Genomic DNA, 19,673 nt, shown 5'->3' on the forward strand with positions numbered 1-19,673 from the left:
CAGGGATACGCCATGCGACTGCTCAGAGTCCTGATCGCCGCGGTCTGCGCGCTGGCCGCGCTCGCGCTGCCCGGCGTCGCCGCCGCTCCCGCACGGGCGGCCGCCGCACCCCCGCAGACCGTTCCCGCGCTGCGGCAGTGGACGGCCGGCTCCGGCACGTACACCTTCACCGCCACCAGCAAGATCGCCGTCGACCCCGCCTACACCACCCAACTCGCCGACGAGGCCGCCACGTTGGCGGACGACCTGGCCGCGCAGACCGGGCGGACCGTGTCCGTCGTCAGCGGCACCCCCGCCACCGGCGACATCGGCCTCACGCTCGGCGACACCACCCTGCCCGCCGAGGGCTACCGGATGACCGTCGGCCAGGCCGTCACCATCCGGGCCGGATCCGACACCGGCGCCTTCTACGGCACCCGTACGCTCCTCCAACTGCTGCACCAGTCCGCCTCGGTGCCCGCCGGGACGGCGGTGGACTGGCCCACCAAACCCGAGCGCGGCCTCATGATCGACCAGGGCCGGAAGTTCTTCACGGTCGCCTGGGTGAAGCAGCACATCAAGGAGCTGGCCTACCTCAAGCTCAACTACTTCCACTTCCATCTCTCGGACACCTTCGGTTTCCGGCTGGAGAGCTCCACCCACCCGGAGATCGTCTCCGCCGACCACTACACCAAGCAGGACATCGCCGACCTGGTGGCGCTCGGGCAGAAATACCACGTGACCATCGTCCCCGAGATCGACACCCCCGGGCACATGAACGCGATCCTGGCCGCCCACCCCGAGCTCAAGCTCAAGAACAGCTCCGGCACGGCCAGCGCCGAGTTCATCGACCTCTCGCTGCCCGGCTCGTACACCCTGATCAAGGACCTGGTCAACGAGTACCTGCCGCTCTTCCCCGCCCGCTACTGGCACATCGGCGCGGACGAGTACGTCACCGACTACAACAGCTACCCCCAACTGCTCAGCTACGCCCGCGCCCACTACGGGGCCAACGCCACCGCCAAGGACACCTACTACGGATACGTCAACTGGGCCGACGCGCTGGTGCGCGCGGCCGGGAAGACCACCCGGATGTGGAACGACGGCATCAAGTCCGGTGACGGCACCGTCACCCCGAACGCGGACATCCTCGTCGAGTACTGGTACAACTACGGCCTCACCCCCCAGCAGTTGGCGGCGGCCGGGCACACCGTGGCCAACGAGTCCTGGACACCCACCTACTACGTCCTCGGGGGCGCCAAACCCGACACCAGGTGGATGTACGAGACGTGGACCCCGGACCTCTTCCAGGGCGGCAACACCCTGAGCGACCCCGCCAGGAACCCGGGTTCGCTGATCCATGTGTGGTGCGACAACCCCAACGCCGAGACGGAGGACCAGATCGCGGGCGGCATCATGTATCCGCTGCGCGGCCTGGCCCAGCAGACCTGGGGCTCCCCGAAGCCGGTGAGCGGCTACGCCGCGTTCACCCCGATCGTCGCCGCCGTCGGCCACAACCCCGCCTGGCCGGGCCTCGCCCAGCCCGGCAACCTCGCCCGCAACCGCCCCACCACCGCCTCCAGCACCGAGACGCCGAACTTCCCGCCCGCCTCGGCCACCGACGGCGACCCGGCCACCCGCTGGTCCAGCGCGTACAGCGACCCGCAGTGGCTCCAGGTCGACCTCGGCTCCACCCAGAGCGTCAACCGCGTGGTGCTGCGCTGGGAGGCGGCGTACGGCAAGGCCTTCCAGATCCAGATCTCCGACGACGCCGCGACCTGGCGCACGCTCCACTCCACCACCGGCGGCAGCGGCGGGGTGCAGGATCTCACCGGGCTGTCCGGCTCCGGACGGTACATCCGCCTCTACGCCACCCAGCGGGGCACCTCGTACGGGTACTCGCTGTACGAGTTCGAGGTGTACGGCGGCCAGTTGAGCGGCACCCGGACCCTCACCGCGAGCGGCAAGGCGCTCGACGACCCGGCGAGTTCCGGCACCTCCGGCACCCAGCTGATCACCTGGACCCCGCACGGCGGCCCCAACCAGCAGTGGCAGCTGACCCTCAACGGCGACGGCGGCTACACGATGGTGAACGGCGCCTCCAAGCTCTGCGCGGACGTGGCCGGGGGCGCCACCACCGCGGGCGCCGCCGTCGTCCAGGCCACCTGCACCGGCCGCGACAGCCAGCGCTGGCAGCTCACCGCACTCGGCGCGGGCCGCTACTCGGTGGCCAACAAGAACAGCGCGCTCCTGCTGACCACCGCGTCCGCCGCCGACGGCGCGCAGGTCACCCAGCAGACGGCCGACGGCTCGGCGTATCAGCAGTGGCAGGTCGTCTGACGAGCCCGTCCGCAAGCGGGTCCGGCGGTCTCACTGCGGCAGCCCGCCACCGGGCATCGGCCCCGGCCGCAGTCCACGGCGGCCCGCCGCCCAGTCCCGCAGCTCGGTGGTCGCCACGTCGTCCATCTCCTCCTGGAGGCGGCGACGGGGCTCCTCGTCCCGCTCTCCCTCCGGGATCAGCCGATAGCGCCGGATCGCCAGCCGCAGCCTCGACCAGGCCTCCGCGGCGAGCACATGGCGCTCGGCGTGGTTGAACACCTGCCGGAACCCGCCGATGAAGACGGTGAGTCCGGCCAGGGTGGCCGTGGTGGCGGCGGGTGCCTGGATACCCGCCGCCACGACGCGGTGGTCCAGGCACCGGTGAGGCTGCCGTCGGGGTCGGGTGGTGCGGGGTCCGGCGGTGTGGAGCCGGTCGCCTTGTGGCCGGTGGTCATCCCGCGCGCCCAGGACGGCAGCCCGCGCGACGGCACGGGCGGCGGCGCCAGCGCGAAGGAGGCGGCCGGCTCCGGGACGGGCCCGCGCCCGGCGGCCAGCCGCCGCACCAGCTCCCCGGCGTCCTGCGGGCGCGAGCCGGGGTCCTTGGCGAGCAGGTCGAGCACGATCTCCTCGAAGAACTCGGGGAGTTCGACGCGCCGGGCGCGCGGGGGCACGGGCTCGGTGTCACGGTGGCCGACGAGGATCGCCCAGGCGTCGTCGAGGTCGAACGGCGGCGCCCCGGTGGCCAGTTCGTACAGCACACAGCCCAGTGAGTACAGGTCGCTTCGGTGGTCGACGGGGGCGCCGCCGATCTGCTCGGGCGACATGTAGTGCGGGGTGCCCATGGCGATGCCGGTGCCGGTGAGCCGGGAGGTGAAGCCGATGTCGGCGCCGAGGCGGGCGATCCCGAAGTCCAGGATCTTCACCGTGCCGTCCGCGAGCAGCATGATGTTGGCGGGCTTCAAGTCGCGGTGGACGATGCCCTGTTGATGGGTGTAGGCGAGGGCCGACGCCACCTGCTCGGCGATGTCCACGACGTGCGCCACCGGCAGCGGGTGGCCCTTGTGGTCCTGGAGGTGCTGGCTCAGATTGCGGCCGTCGAGCAGTTCCATGACGAGGTAGAGCCCGCCCTCGAACTCCCCGAAGTCATGGACGACGGTGACGCCCCGGTGCTGGAGCGCCGCCGCGACCCGCGCCTCGCGCCGGAACCGCTCGCGCAGCACCCGGGCGAAGGCGTTGTCGTGCTGCGACCCCAGCGGCTTGAGGCACTTGACGGCGACCCGCCGCCCCAGTGACTCGTCGCGGGCCGCCCACACCTCGCCCATGCCGCCGCGCCCGATCAGCTCCAGCAGCCGGTACCGGCCGTGGATCAGCCTGGTGTCCGCCATCGCGCGATGTCGCCCCCGTCACTCCGCTGCTGCGCCCTCCCCGGCTCCGTCCAGTATGGCTGCCTGTCTGCGGAGTGTGTACGGTGCCGGACGTGTTCCCGGCCCCAGCCGGGCCACCGCGCGCAGGACGTGCTTCGGCGGCAGCTGCCAGCGCACGGTGTCCGGTATGCGGCGCAGCAGCCGCCCGGCGGCGGTGAGCCGGCGGGTGACCTCGTGCGGCTCGGGCGCGGGCCGCCCGTACAACTCGTGGGCGTACGGGGGCAGCGTGTCGTAGGCGAGCCGGGCCACGCGCCGCCACACCACCGCGCGCGCCGGTGCCAGCAGCGGGTGGACGGGCGGTCTGCGCAGGAAGTCGTCCACGTCGCGCGCGTCGGCACCGGCGGCGAGCTCGGGCCGTACGTCCGCGAAGTAGGCGGCGAGCCGCACGGTGGACGCCGGGACGAGCGCGGGGTCGAGGCCGATGAGCCGGGCGGACTCGCGCTGCTCGTCCACATAGCGGTCGGCCTGCGCGTCGCTGAGCGGGAAGCCGGAGCGCCGCGCGACGTGCAGATAGCTGTCGATCTCCGCGCAGTGGACCCACATCAGCAGCGCCGGGTCGTCGATCCGGAACCGCTCGCCGGTCACCGGGTCGTCGGCCTTGAGGAACCCGTGGATGCGCCGCACGCGCGCGCCGGCGCGCTCCGCGTCGGCCTTCGTCCCGTACGAGAGCGTGCCCACGAAGTTGGCGGTGCGCAGCAGCCGCCCCCAGGTGTCCTCGCGGATGTCGCTGTTCTGCATGACCCCGCGCACCGCGCGCGGGTGCAGGGCCTGCAGGTACAGCGCCCGCACCCCGGCGATCCACATGATCGGGTCGGCGTGCATCTGCCAGGTCACCGAGTCGGGCCCGAAGTACCCGGGGTCGGCCCCAACGGGTCCGGGACTGCCGTCGCCCATCTGCCGCCACCTCCTGTACGGGTCAGGCTAACGGCGTACGCGCGGCATCCCCAGGCCGATCCAGGAGATGATTTCGCGCTGGATCTCGTTGTTGCCGCCGCCGAAGGTGAAGATGACGGCCGAGCGGTAGCCGCGCTCCAGCTCGCCGTGGAGCACCGCTCCGGCCGAGCCCTCCTTCATGGGGCCCGCGGCACCGACGACCTCCATCAGCCAGGCGTACGCGTCCCGGCGGGCTTCGGAGCCGTACACCTTGACCGCCGAGGCGTCCTGCGGGGTGAGGGTGCCCTCCTGGACGGCGTTGACCATCTGCCAGTTGAGGAGCTTCATCGCGTCGAGCCGGGTGTGGGTGCGGGCGAGCCGGCCGCGCACCCAGCCGAGGTCGATGACGCGGCGGCCGTCGGCGAGCTTGGTGTCGGCGGCCCAGCGCTGGACGTCGTGCAGGGCGCGGATCGCCATGGTGCCGTGCGCGGCGAGCGTGACGCGTTCGTGGTTGAGCTGGTTGGTGATCAGCCGCCAGCCGTTGTTCTCCTCTCCGACGCGGCGGGAGACGGGCACGCGGATGTTCTCGTAGTAGCTGGCGGTGGTGTCGTGCGAGGCGAGCGTGTTGATGACGGTGCAGGAGTAGCCGGGGTCGGAGGTCGGCACCAGGAGCATGGAGATGCCCTTGTGCGGCGGCGCGCCGGGGTCGGTGCGCACGGCGAGCCAGACCCAGTCCGCGGTGTCGCCGTTGGTGGTCCAGATCTTCTGGCCGTTGACGACGTAGGCGTCGCCGTCGCGCACCGCCCGGGTCTTCAGCGCGGCCAGGTCCGTGCCCGCGTCGGGCTCGCTGTAGCCGATCGCGAAGTCGATCTCGCCGGAGAGGATCCTCGGCAGGAAGTACGCCTTCTGCTCGTCCGTGCCGAACCGCATCAGGGTCGGGCCGACGGTGTTCAGCGCCATCAGCGGCAGCGGGACCCCGCCCTGCGCCGCCTCGTCGAAGAAGATGAACTGCTCCATCGGGCTCAGCCCGCGCCCGCCGTACTCCTCGGGCCAGCCCACCCCCAGCCAGCCGTCCGCGCCGAGGCGGCGCACGGTGTCGCGGTAGAAGCGCTTCTGGGTGGCGGGGTCGGCGTACCGCGCGTACGCGTTGTCGGGCACCAGCCCGGCGAAGTAGGCGCGCAGCTCGGCGCGGAGACGCTGCTGCTCGGGCGTGTATTCGAGGTGCACGGGCCCTCCAGGCGGGTCACGGTCCGTCGCTGTGCGTCGCCGCACGTGGTCGCGCAGGGCTGTACGCCGCGCGGGCGGGCACACAGTAGAACGTGTTCCAAGAATCTGGAAGGGCGGGCGGCTCACCCGTTCGTCTCCATACGGTCGCCGCGCACCCGGGGCGCGGCCAGCATGGCGAGGGCGTACCCACCGCCCTCCGGAGGCCCCATGACCACCGCCCGTGACCTGATGACCGTCGACGTCCGCTGCGTCCCGGCGAGCGAGACGCTCGACCGCGCCGCCCAGCTGATGCGGGACCTCAACATCGGCGCGCTTCCGGTGAGGGGCAGCGACGGCACGCTGACCGGCATCGTCACGGACCGCGACATCGTGGTGAAGGTGCTCGCGGCCGGGAAGGAGGCGGCCGAGGTGACGGCGGGCGACCTCGCCGACGGCAGACCGCGTACGGTCTCCGCCGACGCGGACGCGGCCGAGGCGGTGCGGGTGATGAGCGACGCACGCATCCGGCGCCTCGTCGTCGTGGACGACGGCGAGCCGGTCGGTGTGATCACCGAGGCGGATCTGGCCCGGCACCTCCCTGCGGACCAGTTCGCCTCGTTCGCGAGCAGCGTCTACGCGAGGGGCTGAGCCCCGAAGGGGCCTGGCCTCCGCGAGCGGGTCAGGGCAGCAGCTTGTCGATCGCCGCGGGGCCGTCCTGCGCCAGACGGCGCTCCGCCCACTCCAGGGTCTTGGGCGTGATGTCGCGCCCCGAGGCCAGTACCAGGTCCTCGGCGGTGACATCACCGCCCGCTCCGGTGTGGAGCAGTGCGTCCGGGGTGATCCCCTCCCGCTTCGGCGCGGGCTCGGACTGAGCGTTCATACCGCCTCCTCGTTAGTCCGGCGTGGCTCCATTCTGGTACCCGGTCCCGCAGAACGCATCCGCCCCGGAAATGTCACCCGTCCGGCGGCCTCCGAGGGGCTCCCGGCGGGCCTTCCGGCCAGGTCCGCGAAAGTCATCCCCACGACACGCCGGAGCCGGGAACCAGCCACCGCGCCCACCGCGTTCTCCCCACAGCAGCGCAGGCAGGACAGCGCGGCGCGGTGGCGGACCGCGGCGGGCCCGTGGACAGGTGGTGTCGATGAGCGAGCTGGTTCCCGGAGGCAACCAGCCCCTTCCGGACGGCGTTCTGACGATCGGCGTCCCGGGGCCCTTCGACCTGTCGGTGCTGATCACGGATGACACCGGGAAAGTGGGCGGCGACGGCGACTTCGTCTTCTACAACCAGCCGTCCGCGCCCGGCACCCGCCTCGACGACGAGGTGATCACGGTCGACCCGGGCCGGCTGCGGGCCGGGGCGAGCCGGCTCACCGTGGTCGTCAGCCCCGCCGAGCCGGGCGTGCCGCTGGGCCGGCTGCCGGTGCCGAGCCTGCGGGTCAGCGGTCCCGGCGGCGAGGTCGTGGCCCGTTTCACCCCGCCGAAGCCGGAGCGGGAGACGGTGCTGCTGCTGGCCGAGATCTACCGCCGGGGCACCGGCTGGAAGGTGCGCGCGCTGGGGCAGGGGTACGCGGACGGCCTGGCGGGAGTGGCCCGCGACTTCGGGGTGGACGTGGCCGACGAGGACCCACCGCCGCACGCGCCCACCGTGGCCACGGTGATCCCCGCCGCGCGGCGGCCGGAGCCTGAACAGAGCGACGGCTTCGGCCAGTTGGTCAACGCCGAGCGGGTCCGGGCCGGGGCCCCGCCGGTGACGATCGACGGACGGCTGACCTCGGCCGCCGAGTCGCACGCCGCCACCATGGCCGCCCAGGGCCGCCTCAGCGTGGAGAGCCCGGACGGGGTCTCGGTCTTCCAGCGGGTGACGACGCGGGGGTACGCGTATCTGGGCATCGCCGAGCATCTGGTGTCGGGGCCGCGCACCCCGGCGGAGTTCCTCGCGTACTGCCTGGAGGACGCGCACACCCGCCGCCCGCTGCGGGACGCCGCCTTCACCGAGGCGGGCATCGGCCGCGCCACCGACGACCGGACGGGCGAGGTGTACTGGACGGCGCTGTGGGCCAGGCCGTTCAGCGGGGACGGGCTGCACCGGACGGTGTCGGAGGTGGTCGCGCTCACCAACGGCCGCCGCGCCACGGCGGGGCTGCGCCCGCTGGCGGACGACACCCACCTGGTCTCGGCGGCCCAGGCGTACAGCGCGGACATGGCGGCGCGCGGCTTCTACTCCCACACCTCGCCGGAGGGCCTGGAGCCGTGGGACCGGGCCCGCGCGGCCGGGGCCGCGCACCGGGGCATCGGCGAGAACATCGCCTGCGGGCAGCGCACGGCGGCCGAGGTGGTGGAGGGCTGGATGAACAGCCCGGGCCACCGCGCCAACATCCTCAAGCCCGACTTCACCCACATAGGCGTCGGCTTCGCGGGCGGCGGGCGCGCGGGCACGTACTGGACACAGCTCTTCGGCCTGGCCTGACGGGCCTTGTACGGGGGGGGAGGCGGCTCTCAGCCGCCCGCCTGCCCGGCCGCCAGGTCCGCCAGGCGGGCGGGGCGGTCCAGTGTGCCCAGCAGGCTGACGAAGCTGGACTCCAGGAACGCCGTCAGTTCCTCCCGCGCGCCCGGCTCCCCCAGCGGCCAGCCGGTCACCGCCTCCTCCGCGAACGCCATCCAGGCCCGGGAGGCGATGCCGGACCGGGGCGACTGCGGCATGCCCGTGCGCCGCTGGGCGTCGACGACATGGCGGGCCACCGCCTCGCGGGTCTCGCCGAGGATGTCCGCGACCGCCGGATGGCTGCCCGAAGCGCCCCTGACCAGGGCGAGATAGATCTCCCGGTGCTCCAGTACGTAGGCGACGAACCCGTCGATGAACGACCGCAGCCAGGCGACCGGCGCCAGCGCCGGGTCGGGCTCCACGGCCTCGATGAAGCGGGCGCACTCCTTGGCCACCACCGCGCGGTAGAAGTCGCGCTTGGAGTCGAAGTAGTGGAAGAGCAGGCCCCGGGAGATGCCCGCCCGGCGGGCGACCTCGTCCGTGGACAGCTCGTCGAGCGAGCGGTCGGCGAGCATCTCCAGTCCGATGTCGACCAGCTGGGTCCTGCGTTGGTCGGGGGTCAGGCGGGTGATGCGCTTTCCGGACATGCCCGCAGTGTACGAGCGGTGGGGGCGCCGTGCGCCGAGGCCGGACGGCGGGTGGAGGGCGGACCGGCGGCGCTGTTGACAATCGCTCAACAAGAGTCGTACAACCTTATTGAGCATCGCTTAACAGCATCGCTCGACGACGACCCGATCCGCCGCCCGCCACTTGCCGAGCCCACCCCCGTCCGGGCGCCCCGGACGGGTTCTCCGGGCACTGAGGAGACCGTCATGCGCACCATGCGCGCCGCACGATTCCACCCCGCCTCCGGCAAGCTCGGCGTCGAGGAGGTGCCGGTCCCCCGGCCCGGCCCCGGCGAGGCCCTGGTCAAGGTCGTCGCCTGCGGGATCTGCCACTCCGACCTGAGCCTCCTGAACGGCGTCTTCCACACCGACCTCCCCGCCATCACCCCGGGGCACGAGGCCTCCGGCACCATCGACGAGCTGGGCTCGCCGGTCCCGGGCTGGCAGCGGGGCGACCGGGTGGTGGTCCACGCCGGACGCGCCTGCGGCTCCTGCCCGGCCTGTGTCTCGGGCAGCGCGATCGACGACTGCGAGCGCGTACAGATCATGGCGTTCGACTACGACGGCGCCTGGGCCGAGTACGTCCTGGTGCCGGTCGGCGCCCTGGTCCGGGTGCCCGAATCCATCCCGCTGGAGCGGGCGGCGATCCTCGCGGACGCCGTCTCCACGCCCTACGCGGCAGTGATCGACACGGCCGCCGTCCGCCCGGCCGAGAGCGTCGGCGTCTGGGGCCTCGGCGGCATCGGTACGCACGCCCTCCAGGCCGCCCGGCTGGCCGGGGCCGCCCCGGTGATCGGCCTCGACCCGCTGCCCGCCGCTCGGGAGCGCGCCCTGGAGCTGGGCGCCGACCACACCGTGGACCCCACCGCCGAGGACGCCCTCGACCGGATCGCCGAACTCACCGGCGGCCGAGGCCTGAAGGTCGCCATCGACGCGGTCGGCCGCGCGGACACCATCGCCCAGGCCAACCGCGCCCTGGGCCACCGGGGCCGGCTGGTGCTGGTGGGCATGTCCCTGGACAGGGTCGAGTTGGGCCCGCTGGCCGCCTTCACCCGCGACCGGCACTCGGTGACGGGTCATCTCGGCTACCGCAAGGAGCACATCGAGCAGCTCGTCGATCTGGTGGCCGCGGGCCGCCTCGACATCAGCCGCTCGATCAGCGCCGAACTCCCGCTCTCGGAGATAGCGGAGGGCGTGCGCCGTCTGGAGCACAAGGAGGGCAACCCGATCCGGATCCTCGTCCGCCCCTGAACACCCCGTCCCCACGGGGCCCCCGGACGCCGTCCACACCTACCGCTCAGGTGTGGGCGGCGTCGCACGTCCACGCCCCGTCACCTGCCGCACACGGGGCGCGAAACCGGCCAGGTTTCTCGGGTGAGGGCCGCCACACCTTCGCCACCCAGACAGCAAAATCTTCACGGGATCGACAGATTTTGTGAAGGATCTGCACTTTCAGTGGGCCGGATGTGCGTGGACAGCAAGATCATCTCTGTTCAACATTGCACTTCGAATCTGGACATGTCCGCATTGAGGCCAACCCTTTGGGCGGCGCTTTGCCGTTCCGTTGCCGGGCTGTAGGCATTTGCCAGGACGGTCCGACGGACGTCCGGCACTGACCAGCCGGACGCGAGTCCGCCGACGACCCGTCAAGCGCGTCGACAGGGCAGCGACTTCACACTTCCGCGCCCTCGACGCCGCTGGACCACTACCGAGCAATGCGAACCACTGGGGGTTACCCATGTCCCGACTCACCCGCCGCAGCGCGCTGGGCCTCACCGCGAGCGCGGTGGCCGGCCTCGGCCTGGCCGGCACCGCGTACGCGGCGACCGCGAGCGGATCCACCAACGGTGTCGTCCCCGCCGCGGCCGACGGCGGCACCGGCCGCATGGACGGCATGGACCACACGGGGCACGACGCGCCCGCCCCGTTCGACGAGGTCTACCAGGGCCGCCGGATACAGGGAGCGCCCGCGCACGGCGGCGCCCACGGCGGCCACCACGGGGGCTACGGCGTACGGATAGACGGCAAGGAACTGCATGTGATGCGCAACGCCGACGGCACCTGGATCAGCGTGGTCAACCACTACGAGACGTTCGCGAACCCGCGCGCCGTGGCCCGTGCGGCCGTGGTGGAGCTCCAGGGCGCCACCCTCGTCCCGCTCGCCTGATCCCGTCCCGGCACCGCACCCGCACTAGCACCACATCTGGAGCACTTCCATGACCGTACGCAAGAACCAGGCGACGCTCACCGCGGACGAGAAGCGACGCTTCGTCAACGCGATCCTGACGCTGAAGCGCAATGGCACGTACGACACGTTCGTCACCACGCACAACGCGTTCATCATGAGCGACACCGACGACAGCGACCGCGTCGGCCACCGCTCACCGTCGTTCCTTCCCTGGCACCGCAGATTCCTCCTGGAGTTCGAGCAGGCCCTGCAGGCGGTGGACTCCACCGTCGCGCTGCCCTACTGGGACTGGACGGCCGACCGCACCACGGCCTCCTCGCTCTGGGCCGCGGACTTCCTGGGCGGCACCGGCCGCAGCCGTGACGGCCAGGTGATGGACGGCCCGTTCGCCTCCAGCGGCGGCAAGTGGACCGTCAACGTCCGGGTGGACGGCCGCAACTACCTGCGCCGCGCACTCGGCGCCGGCGTCCCGCAGCTGCCCACCAAGGCCGAGGTCGACAGTGTCCTCGCCATGGCCACGTACGACATGGCCCCCTGGAACAGCGCCTCGGACGGCTTCCGCAACCACCTGGAGGGGTGGCGCGGCGTCAACCTGCACAACCGGGTGCACGTCTGGGTCGGCGGCCAGATGGCCACCGGCGTCTCCCCCAACGACCCGGTGTTCTGGCTGCACCACGCGTTCATAGACCGGCTCTGGGCGCAGTGGCAGGAGCGCCACCCCGCCTCGCCGTACCTCCCGGCCGCCGGGACGGCGAACGTGGTGGATCTGCGCGACACCATGCGCCCGTGGAACAACGTGACGCCGGCGGACATGCTGGACCACAAGAAGTTCTATACGTTCGACGCCGCGTAGCGGTGTGGGTGCGGCCCCGGCGGGAGGTTCCGCGCCGGGGCCGCACCGGCGTGGCGGGGTCCGCGGGGCTCGTAAGCTCGGCCTCATGGACGTTCACGAATCAGTGCTCGAACTCGTCGGCGGGACCCCGCTGGTACGGCTGCGCACGCCCGGCGGCGAGGGGTCGGCCGCGCTGTACGCGAAGCTCGAATACCTCAGCGCGGGCGGCAGTGTGAAGGACCGCATCGGTCTGCACATGATCGAGGAGGCGGAGCGGGACGGGCTGCTGCGCCCCGGCGGCACCGTCGTCGAGGCGACCTCCGGCAACACGGGGGCCGGGCTCGCGATGGTGGCGGCGGCCAAGGGGTACCGGGCCGTCCTCGTCGTCCCCGACAAGACGAGCACCGAGAAGATCGCCACGCTGCGGGGGTTCGGCGCGGAGGTGGTCGTGCGGCGCAGCGGGCTGACCGCCGAGGACCCGGACAACGTGTTCAACACGGCGGCGCGGATCGCCGAGGAGCGGCCGGGCAGCTGGCTCGCCGGCCAGTACGACAACCCGGCCAACCCCGGGGCGCACTACGCCACGACCGGCCCCGAGATCTGGCGCCAGACGGACGGCCGCGTCACGCATCTGGTGGCGTGCGTGGGCACCGGCGGCACGATCAGCGGTACGGGCCGCTACCTCAAGGAGGTGAGCGGGGGCGCCGTGCGGGTGACCGGCGCCGATCCGGTGGCGTCGGTGTACTCGGGCGGCGACGGCCGTCCGTACTTCGTGGAGGCGACCGGACATGTGCGCCACCCGGAGACGGTGGAGGACGTCTGGCCCACCTCCTACCAGCAGGACGTGGTCGACGAGCTCCTCTCGGTGAGCGACCGCGACGCGTTGTTGACGGTCCGTCAACTCGCTCGGGAGCAGGGCCTCATGGTCGGCGGCTCGGCCGGTCTCGCGGTGGCGGCCGCACAGCGGGTGGCCGCCGGACTCGGCCCCGACGCACTGGTCGTGGTGATCCTGCCGGACTCGGGGCGCCAGTACCTCTCGAAGTACTTCAACGACGCATGGCTGCTGCGGCTGGGGTTCCTCGACGGCGAGGAGGGCGGGGCCCGGGTCGGGGACACGGTGGCGTCGACGGCAGGATCCGAGCCGCTGCCGTATGTGAACCGGCTCAGCACGGCCGCCGAGGCACTGGCCGCGCTGCGGGCCCGGCGCGACCTCGGACTGCCGCCGCTCCTCCCGGCCGGGCCGTGCCCGGTGGGCCCGGACCGCGCGCCGACCGTCCCGGAGCTGGCGGGCTCGCTCTCCCTGGACGCGCTGGCCGCCGCCGTCGAGGACGGCACGCTCAAGCCGGACGACCCGGTACGCGACCACCTAGGCGCGCCGCTCCCCCACTTCGGGGTGGGCGAGCGGGCGGACACGGCGCTCGCCGAGCTGGAGGAGCGCGGCGGGGAACTGGCCGTGGCGGTCCGGGACGGGCACGCGGTGGGTCTTGTGCGGCGCTCCGCGCTTCGGGCTCTGCTGTGACACCCGGCCCCCGCGTCCGGGGCCCGTCCTAGACACCCGGCAGACCGAAGCCGAGCAGCAACGCGGCAGCGGGTGCGCGCGTCGGCCATCTGCTCGCGTACGGCGGCGGCGCGCACGGCGAGGCCGGGGACGCGGTCGACGACGTCCATGACCAGGCGGTAGCGGTCCAGGTCGTTGCGGACGACCATGTCGAAGGGTGTGGTCGTGGTGCCGGACTCCTTGTAGCCGCGTACGTGCAGCTGGGCGTGGCCGGTGCGGCGGTACGCGAGACGGTGGATCAGCCACGGATAGCCGTGGTAGGCGAAGATCACCGGCTTGTCCCGGGTGAACAGCCCGTCGTACTCGAAGTCGCTCATCCCGTGCGGGTGTTCCTCGCGCGGCAGGAGCCGGGCCATGTCGACGACGTTGACCACCCGGACGGCGAGGTCGGGGAGGTGTCGGCGCAGCAGTTGCGCGGCGGCCAGCACCTCCTGGGTGGGCACGTCGCCGGCGCAGGCCAGGACGACGTCCGGCTCGCCGCCGTTCTCCGTGCCCGCCCACTCCCAGATTCCCGCGCCCCGGGCGCAGTGCGCACGGGCGGCGTCCATGGACAGCCAGTCGAAGCAGGGCTGCTTGCCCGCCACGACGACATTGACGCAGTCGCGGCTGCGCAGGACGTGGTCGGCCACCGACAGCAGTGTGTTGGCGTCCGGCGGCAGGTAGACCCGTACGACCTCGGGGCTCTTGTTGAGGACGTGGTCGACGAAGCCGGGGTCCTGGTGGGAGAAGCCGTTGTGGTCCTGGCGCCATACGTGCGAGGTCAGCAGGTAGTTGAGGGAGGCGATCGGGGCGCGCCACGGCAGCGCGCGGGACGTCTTGAGCCACTTGATGTGCTGGTTGACCATCGAGTCGACGATGTGCACGAACGCCTCGTAGCAGGAGAACAGTCCGTGCCGCCCCGTCAGCAGATACCCCTCCAGCCAGCCCTGGCAGGTGTGTTCGGACAGGATCTCCATGACCCGGCCGTGCGGGTCGAGGTGTTCGTCGACGGGCAGACGCTGGGCCTGCCAGGCCTTGCCGGTGACGTCGACGACGGCCTGGAGCCGGTTGGAGGCGGTCTCGTCGGGGCCGACAAGACGGAAGTCGCGGCGCCCGGCGGTGTCCCTCATCACCTGGGCGAGCAGGTCCCCGAGGACGCGGGTGGGCTCGTGCGACGTCGTGCCGGGCTTGTCGACGGGCACCGCGAAGTCGTCGAGCGAGGCGAGGGGCAGGTCCCGGACGAGGAGTCCGCCGTTGGCATGCGGGGTGGCGCCGAGCCTCCTGGCGCCGTCGGGGACGCAGGCGAGCACATCGGCGACGGGGCGCCCGTCCGGGCCGAACAGCTCCTCGGGCCGGTACGAGCGCAGCCAGACCTCCAGCTGGCGCAGGTGCTCGGGGTTCTCGCGCACACCGGCCAGCGGGACCTGGTGGGCGCGCCAGGTTCCCTCGACGGGCAGGCCGTCGACCACGGCGGGGCCGGTCCAGCCCTTGGGCGTACGCAGGACGATCACCGGCCGGCGCACACGCTCGGCGACACCCTCTTCACGGGCGGTCCGCTGCGTCGACGCGATCCGGTCCAGCGCGACGTCGAGGGCGTGGGCCATCGCCCGGTGCACCTGGGCCGGGTCGTCGCCGCTGACGTGGACCGGCTCGTGCCCGTATCCCCGTAGCAGCGCGTCGAGTTCCTCCTCCGGGAGACGGGCGAGCACGGTCGGGTTGGCGATCTTGTAGCCGTTGAGGTGCAGGATCGGGAGCACCGCGCCGTCGTGCACGGGGTCGAGGAACTTGTTGGAGTGCCAGGCGGCGGCCAGCGGCCCGGTCTCCGCCTCTCCGTCGCCGATCACACAGGCGACCAGCAGACCGGGGTTGTCGAAGGCGGCGCCGTACGCGTGGGAGAGCGAGTAGCCGAGCTCGCCTCCCTCGTGGAGGGAACCGGGGGTCTCCGGGGCCACGTGGCTGGGCACGCCGCCGGGGAAGGAGAACTGCCGGAACAGCCGGGCCATGCCCTCCCCGTCACGCGGGACGTCCGGACAGGTCTCGCTGTAGCTGCCCTCCAGCCAGGAGTTGGCCAGCACGGACGGCCCGCCGTGCCCCGGCCCCCAGACGCACAGCGCGTCGAGCCCGCGCGCCTTGATCACCCGGTTGAGGTGGGTGTACACGAGGTTGAGACCGGGCGAGGTGCCCCAGTGACCCAGCAGCCGGGGCTTGATGTGCTCGGGCCTGAGCGGCTCGGTGAGCAGCGGGTTGGACATCAGATAGATCTGGCCCGCCGCAAGGTAGTTGGCGGCGCGCCAGTGCGCGTCCAGGGTGCGCAGCTCGTCGTCGGAAAGTACGGTGGCGTCCTGGTGTTCGACCTTGGACATGGGTGGAACTCCATGAGTCGTCGGGACGGGTCATCGGGCGGTGGAGGCGGCATGGCCGACAAGAAGAAGGCGGCGCTGCCGCGCAAGGCGTACGAGAAGGAACTGCTGCGTCTGCAGACGGAGTTGGTGAAGCTGCAGGAGTGGGTGCGGGCGACCGGCGCCCGCCTCGTGGTGGTCTTCGAGGGGCGGGACGCGGCCGGCAAGGGCGGCACGATCAAGCGGGTGGCCGAGCACCTCAACCCGCGTGTCGCACGGATCGTCGCGCTTCCCAAACCGACCGAGCGCGAGCGCGGCCAGTGGTACTTCCAGCGCTACGCGGAGCAGCTGCCGGCCGCCGGGGAGATCGTGCTGTTCGACCGGTCCTGGTACAACCGGGCCGGGGTCGAGCACGTCATGGGCTTCTGCACTCAGGAGGAGTACCAGCGCTTCCTGCGTCAGTGTCCGATCTTCGAGCGGATGCTGGTCGAGGACGGGATCCTGCTGCGCAAGTACTGGTTCTCGGTGAGCGACACCGAGCAGCAGGAACGTTTCCGGCGCCGACTGGAGGATCCACTGCGGCGCTGGAAGCTCTCGCCGATGGACCTGGAGTCGATCACCCGCTGGGAAGCCTACTCCCGGGCCAAGGACGACATGCTGATCCACACCGACATCCGCGAGGCGCCCTGGTACGTCGTGGAGAGCGACGACAAGCGCCGGGCGCGGCTGAACACGATCGCCCACCTGCTGTCCTCCGTTCCGTACGAGGAGGCGGCACCGCAAGTGCTGCGGCTGCCGCGACGGCCGCCGTCGACCGGCTACGAGCGCCCGCCGCGCAATCTGCAGAGCTACGTCCCCGACCACGCGGCGAGCCTCTGACCAGCAGGCCATGGCCCGGACATCGCGCCTCCGGGGCGCGAGGGGTCCGGTTCCAGCGTCGTCGGCGAAGGGGTGCGCCGGGCAGGGGCCACAGGTCCCGAGCCGGGGCCGACAGGGCCGCTGCCCCGGTCCGAGTAGGGCCTGTCGGCCCTAGTGCGTTCGGCCCCGGGCACGTGATGATCGGCTCAAGGACTGTCCGCGGTGGTCTGCGGGCCGTCCTCCGCCGGGCAGCGAAGGGGCGCCATGCCAGAGTCAGCCGCACGCACGTTCACCGAGCAGAACCCCATCCGTGTGTTCCTGCTGGACGACCACGAGGTCGTTCGCCGCGGGCTGGCCGATCTGCTCGACGCCGAGCCGGACATCCGCGTGGTTGGTGACGCCGGCAGCGTCGACCAGGCGCTCGCGCGAGGCCCAGCCCTGCGCCCCGACGTCGCCGTCCTGGACGTACGGCTGCCGGACGGCAACGGCATCGCGGTCTGCCGGGAGCTGCGCGACCAGATGCCGGAGCTGGCCTGCCTGATGCTGACCTCGTTCGACGACGAGGAGGCCCTGCTCGACGCGATCATGGCAGGCGCGTCCGGGTACGTCCTCAAACAGATCAAGGGATCCGACCTGGTCTCGGCGGTACGCACGGTGGCCTCGGGCCAGTCGATGCTGGACCCCGCCACCACGGCCCGGCTGATGCGCTCGCTGCGGGCGGACCCCGTGGAAAGCCCCGCCGTGCCGTCCGAGCTGGCGAGCCTGTCACCGCGGGAGAGAGACATCCTCGCGCTGATCGGCGACGGGCTCACCAACCGCGAGATCGGCCGGCGGCTCTATCTGTCCGAGAAGACCGTCAAGAACCACATCTCCCGTCTGCTGGCCAAGCTGGGCGTACAGCGCCGGGTCCAGGCCGCCGTCCTCGCCTCGCAGCTGGAACAGCCGGAGAAGAGCGAACCCCCGACAACGTGACGAAGGGCGAGGCCGTGAAGGATCAGCCGGCCGCCCGGGGCGGGCGGCCCGGCGGGACGAGGGGCTATTGCGTATGCCACCTGTCGTACTGGTCCGAGGGATCGCAGACCGTCGTCTGCACGAGCGTGCCGTTGCCCACGCTCGGCGTGGACAGGCAGTACCCGCTCGACGCGTTCTGCCAGACGTCGTACCAGCCCGAGGGCGGCCCGTTGGGGTTGTCCGCGGCGAAGACGCGCCACTGCTGGGTGGGGTCGGCCGCGTTGCAGAACTGCACGGTGACCGTCCCCGGCCCCCAGGCCGGTGCGGTGATGCACCGTCCCGTGCGCTGGTTGGTGAAGGTGAACAGAGCGGTCTGGGTGTTGAACCCTTCGAGCCACTTCTGTTCCGAACCACTGCCGCACGACCACATCTGGAGTTTCGCGGCGTTCTGGGTGGCGTTGTCGAGACAGTGGGTCGAGTTCCAGACGTTGATCCGGGTGAAGCCCACGGCCTGCGCGGGTGGGCCGGTCAGGCCGGTCACCAGCACCGCGGAAACGGCGGTGACGAGCCCGAGCAGGCCTCGTCTTCGGGACCTGGGTCTGCTGCGGGTGTCTCGTTCGAGGATCACTGGCATTCCTTCCGGGTCAGCGTGGCGTCCCGGGGGAAGGCGCCCCCCTGGCTGCCACTCCGTGGCAAGGGCAGTCGTCCAGGTGGTACGGAACTCCGTCATCGGCACGGCGGAGCAGCACGCCACGCTACTCGGAACCTGGCACCCCCGACAGCGTCCGCACAAGGAAGCCGAGCCTCCGGCGAAGGCCGACTGTACGAGCCGCCATGCACATGCCGATCCCGCGTGGAAGCGGCGGCTGGGCGACACTGGAAGGGGACCCGGACAAGGAGGCCCTCCATGAGCAATCCGACCTCGATCACCACCGCACTTCCGGTCGACTACCGCGACCGCCTCATGGGTATCGCCCAAGAGATCAACTTCGCCGCCGGAACCCGGCTCTTCAACGAGGGCGGCCACGCCGACCGGTTCTGGATCGTGCGCTCCGGCACCGTGACCCTCGACATGCACGTCCCCGGCAGACGCGCGGCCGTGATCGGGCAGCTGGGCTCCGGTGAGCTGGTCGGCTGGTCGTGGATGTTCCGGCCGTTCGTGTGGCAGCTGGGCGCCGAGGCGATGACACCGGTCCGGACGTACGAGTTCGACGCGGCGGCCGTGCGGGCCATGATGGACGGCGACCCCGCCTTCAGCGCCGCGATCTCCTCCTGGGTGGGCCGCGTCCTGGCGCACCGCCTCCACGCGGCCCGTATCCGGCTGCTCGACCTGTACGCCCCGCACGGCAGTGGCAGCGACAGCGTCCTGTGACCCCGTCGGCCTCGCGGGCCACCCCCTCGCGCGTCCCTGAGGCGGTGGCCGTACGAGGGCGGGAGCTGCGTCAGCGGACGACGTCGAACACGTTCTTCTGCAGACCGTTGGCGTAGGCCTCGTGCTCGACCAGCTTCAGCTTCTGGGTGTCCTTGTCCGTGGTGCTGAACAGGCGCTTGCCCGCACCCAGCAGGAGGGGGAAGACGAGCAGGTGGTAGCGGTCGATCAGGTCGGCGTCCGCGAGGCTCCGGTTCAGGCCGGCGCTGCCGTGGACGATGATCGGGCCGCCCTCGGTCTCCTTCAGGGCGGCGACATCGTCGAGCGAGCGCAGGATCGTGGTCTCGCCCCAGTTCGTCACCAGGTCGTCCTCGGTGAGCGTGGTGGAGACGACGTACTTCGGCATCACCTTGTAGTCGGCGAACTCCGCCATGTCGGGCCACACCTGGCTGAAGGCCTCGTAGCTGGTCCGGCCCAGCAGCATCGCGGTGGCTTCCTGCTGCTCGCGGCCCTTGATGTCGAACGCCTCGGGGAGGAACTCGATGTCCTTGAAGGTCCACCCGGCGTTGCGGTATCCGGGCTCACCGCCCGGGGAGTCGACAACGCCGTCGAGCGAGATGAAAGCAGTGCTGATCAGGGTACGCATCTGAGTT

General features: G+C 71.8%; 16 protein-coding genes and 2 pseudogenes. 10 read left to right on the forward strand and 8 right to left on the reverse strand.

Translation table 11 applies throughout. From position 1 onward, the window contains the following. Positions 1-12 precede the first annotated feature (12 nt). Entirely contained in the window at positions 13-2,319 is a 2,307-nt protein-coding gene (locus tag A8W25_RS00850; RefSeq protein WP_067154144.1) for a family 20 glycosylhydrolase, read from the forward strand. Positions 2,320-2,606: 287 nt separating this feature from the next. Here the strand turns inward: A8W25_RS00850 and A8W25_RS00860 are convergent. From A8W25_RS00860 to A8W25_RS00870, 3 genes and pseudogenes are all read right to left on the reverse strand, one after another. Then, positions 2,607-3,683 (reverse strand): annotated as a pseudogene (locus A8W25_RS00860) (serine/threonine-protein kinase); the annotation flags it as partial. Between the two features lie 18 nt (positions 3,684-3,701). Continuing rightward, positions 3,702-4,616 carry an oxygenase MpaB family protein gene (locus tag A8W25_RS00865; protein WP_067154146.1) on the reverse strand — a complete coding sequence of 305 codons (915 nt, stop codon included), beginning with the start codon at positions 4,614-4,616 and terminating at the stop codon, positions 3,702-3,704. A 27-nt stretch (positions 4,617-4,643) separates the two neighbouring features. After that, a complete protein-coding gene (locus A8W25_RS00870) occupies positions 4,644-5,822 on the reverse strand; it encodes an acyl-CoA dehydrogenase family protein (protein ID WP_067154155.1) in 1,179 nt (392 codons plus the stop codon). A gap of 207 nt (positions 5,823-6,029) precedes the next feature. Here A8W25_RS00870 and A8W25_RS00875 point away from each other — a divergent pair, with 207 nt between their 5' ends. Further along, entirely contained in the window at positions 6,030-6,449 is a 420-nt protein-coding gene (locus A8W25_RS00875; RefSeq protein ID WP_067154157.1) for a CBS domain-containing protein, read from the forward strand. 31 nt (positions 6,450-6,480) lie between these two features. On the opposite strand, the gene A8W25_RS00880 is transcribed toward A8W25_RS00875, so the two are convergent. Beyond that, positions 6,481-6,681, reverse strand: a complete 201-nt coding sequence (locus A8W25_RS00880) for a hypothetical protein (protein WP_067154159.1) — start codon at positions 6,679-6,681, stop codon at positions 6,481-6,483. 259 nt (positions 6,682-6,940) lie between these two features. Between A8W25_RS00880 and A8W25_RS00885 the strand changes: the two genes are divergently transcribed. After that, positions 6,941-8,266: a CAP domain-containing protein gene (locus A8W25_RS00885; RefSeq protein ID WP_067154162.1), complete on the forward strand. Its 1,326-nt coding sequence runs from the start codon at positions 6,941-6,943 to the stop codon at positions 8,264-8,266. Positions 8,267-8,295: 29 nt separating this feature from the next. On the opposite strand, the gene A8W25_RS00890 is transcribed toward A8W25_RS00885, so the two are convergent. Then, a complete protein-coding gene (locus A8W25_RS00890; protein WP_067154165.1) occupies positions 8,296-8,928 on the reverse strand; it encodes a TetR/AcrR family transcriptional regulator in 633 nt (210 codons plus the stop codon). A gap of 225 nt (positions 8,929-9,153) precedes the next feature. Between A8W25_RS00890 and A8W25_RS00895 the strand changes: the two genes are divergently transcribed. The 4 genes and pseudogenes from A8W25_RS00895 to A8W25_RS35385 form a co-directional block, all read left to right on the forward strand. Continuing rightward, complete coding sequence (locus tag A8W25_RS00895) at positions 9,154-10,197, forward strand: zinc-binding dehydrogenase (protein WP_067154168.1); 1,044 nt, start codon at positions 9,154-9,156, stop codon at positions 10,195-10,197. 487 nt (positions 10,198-10,684) lie between these two features. Beyond that, positions 10,685-11,113 (forward strand): apotyrosinase chaperone MelC1, encoded by a 429-nt coding sequence (gene melC1 / locus A8W25_RS00900; protein ID WP_067154172.1) that lies wholly within the window; start codon positions 10,685-10,687, stop codon positions 11,111-11,113. Between the two features lie 49 nt (positions 11,114-11,162). After that, on the forward strand, positions 11,163-11,987 hold the full coding sequence (gene melC2, locus A8W25_RS00905) for a tyrosinase MelC2 (RefSeq protein ID WP_067154175.1): 825 nt from the start codon (positions 11,163-11,165) through the stop codon (positions 11,985-11,987). 85 nt (positions 11,988-12,072) lie between these two features. Next, a pseudogene (locus A8W25_RS35385) lies at positions 12,073-12,924 on the forward strand (PLP-dependent cysteine synthase family protein); the annotation flags it as partial. Here A8W25_RS35385 and A8W25_RS00915 read toward each other — a convergent pair. Continuing rightward, a complete protein-coding gene (locus tag A8W25_RS00915; RefSeq protein ID WP_267890358.1) occupies positions 12,864-15,866 on the reverse strand; it encodes a phosphoketolase in 3,003 nt (1,000 codons plus the stop codon). The pseudogene A8W25_RS35385 and the gene A8W25_RS00915 overlap by 61 nt on opposite strands. A 51-nt stretch (positions 15,867-15,917) precedes the next feature. Here A8W25_RS00915 and ppk2 point away from each other — a divergent pair, with 51 nt between their 5' ends. Together ppk2 and A8W25_RS00925 are read left to right on the forward strand one after the other, a co-directional pair. Next, complete coding sequence (gene ppk2 / locus A8W25_RS00920) at positions 15,918-16,721, forward strand: polyphosphate kinase 2 (protein ID WP_067154180.1); 804 nt, start codon at positions 15,918-15,920, stop codon at positions 16,719-16,721. Positions 16,722-16,964: 243 nt separating this feature from the next. Next, positions 16,965-17,672, forward strand: coding sequence for a response regulator (locus A8W25_RS00925; protein WP_067154183.1), 708 nt, complete (start codon positions 16,965-16,967; stop codon positions 17,670-17,672). Positions 17,673-17,736: 64 nt separating this feature from the next. Here the strand turns inward: A8W25_RS00925 and A8W25_RS00930 are convergent, their stop codons facing one another. Further along, positions 17,737-18,279: an RICIN domain-containing protein gene (locus A8W25_RS00930; RefSeq protein ID WP_234386083.1), complete on the reverse strand. Its 543-nt coding sequence runs from the start codon at positions 18,277-18,279 to the stop codon at positions 17,737-17,739. Positions 18,280-18,558: 279 nt separating this feature from the next. On the opposite strand from A8W25_RS00930, the gene A8W25_RS00935 reads away from it, so the two are divergent. Beyond that, complete coding sequence (locus A8W25_RS00935) at positions 18,559-19,023, forward strand: Crp/Fnr family transcriptional regulator (RefSeq protein WP_067154187.1); 465 nt, start codon at positions 18,559-18,561, stop codon at positions 19,021-19,023. A gap of 70 nt (positions 19,024-19,093) precedes the next feature. Here A8W25_RS00935 and A8W25_RS00940 read toward each other — a convergent pair whose 3' ends face one another. Continuing rightward, positions 19,094-19,666, reverse strand: coding sequence for a dihydrofolate reductase family protein (locus tag A8W25_RS00940; protein WP_067154190.1), 573 nt, complete (start codon positions 19,664-19,666; stop codon positions 19,094-19,096). Between the last annotated feature and the right edge of the window lie 7 nt (positions 19,667-19,673).

Origin of the sequence: Streptomyces sp. ERV7 (assembly GCF_001653515.1) — a bacterium.
GTDB lineage: Bacteria > Actinomycetota > Actinomycetes > Streptomycetales > Streptomycetaceae > Streptomyces.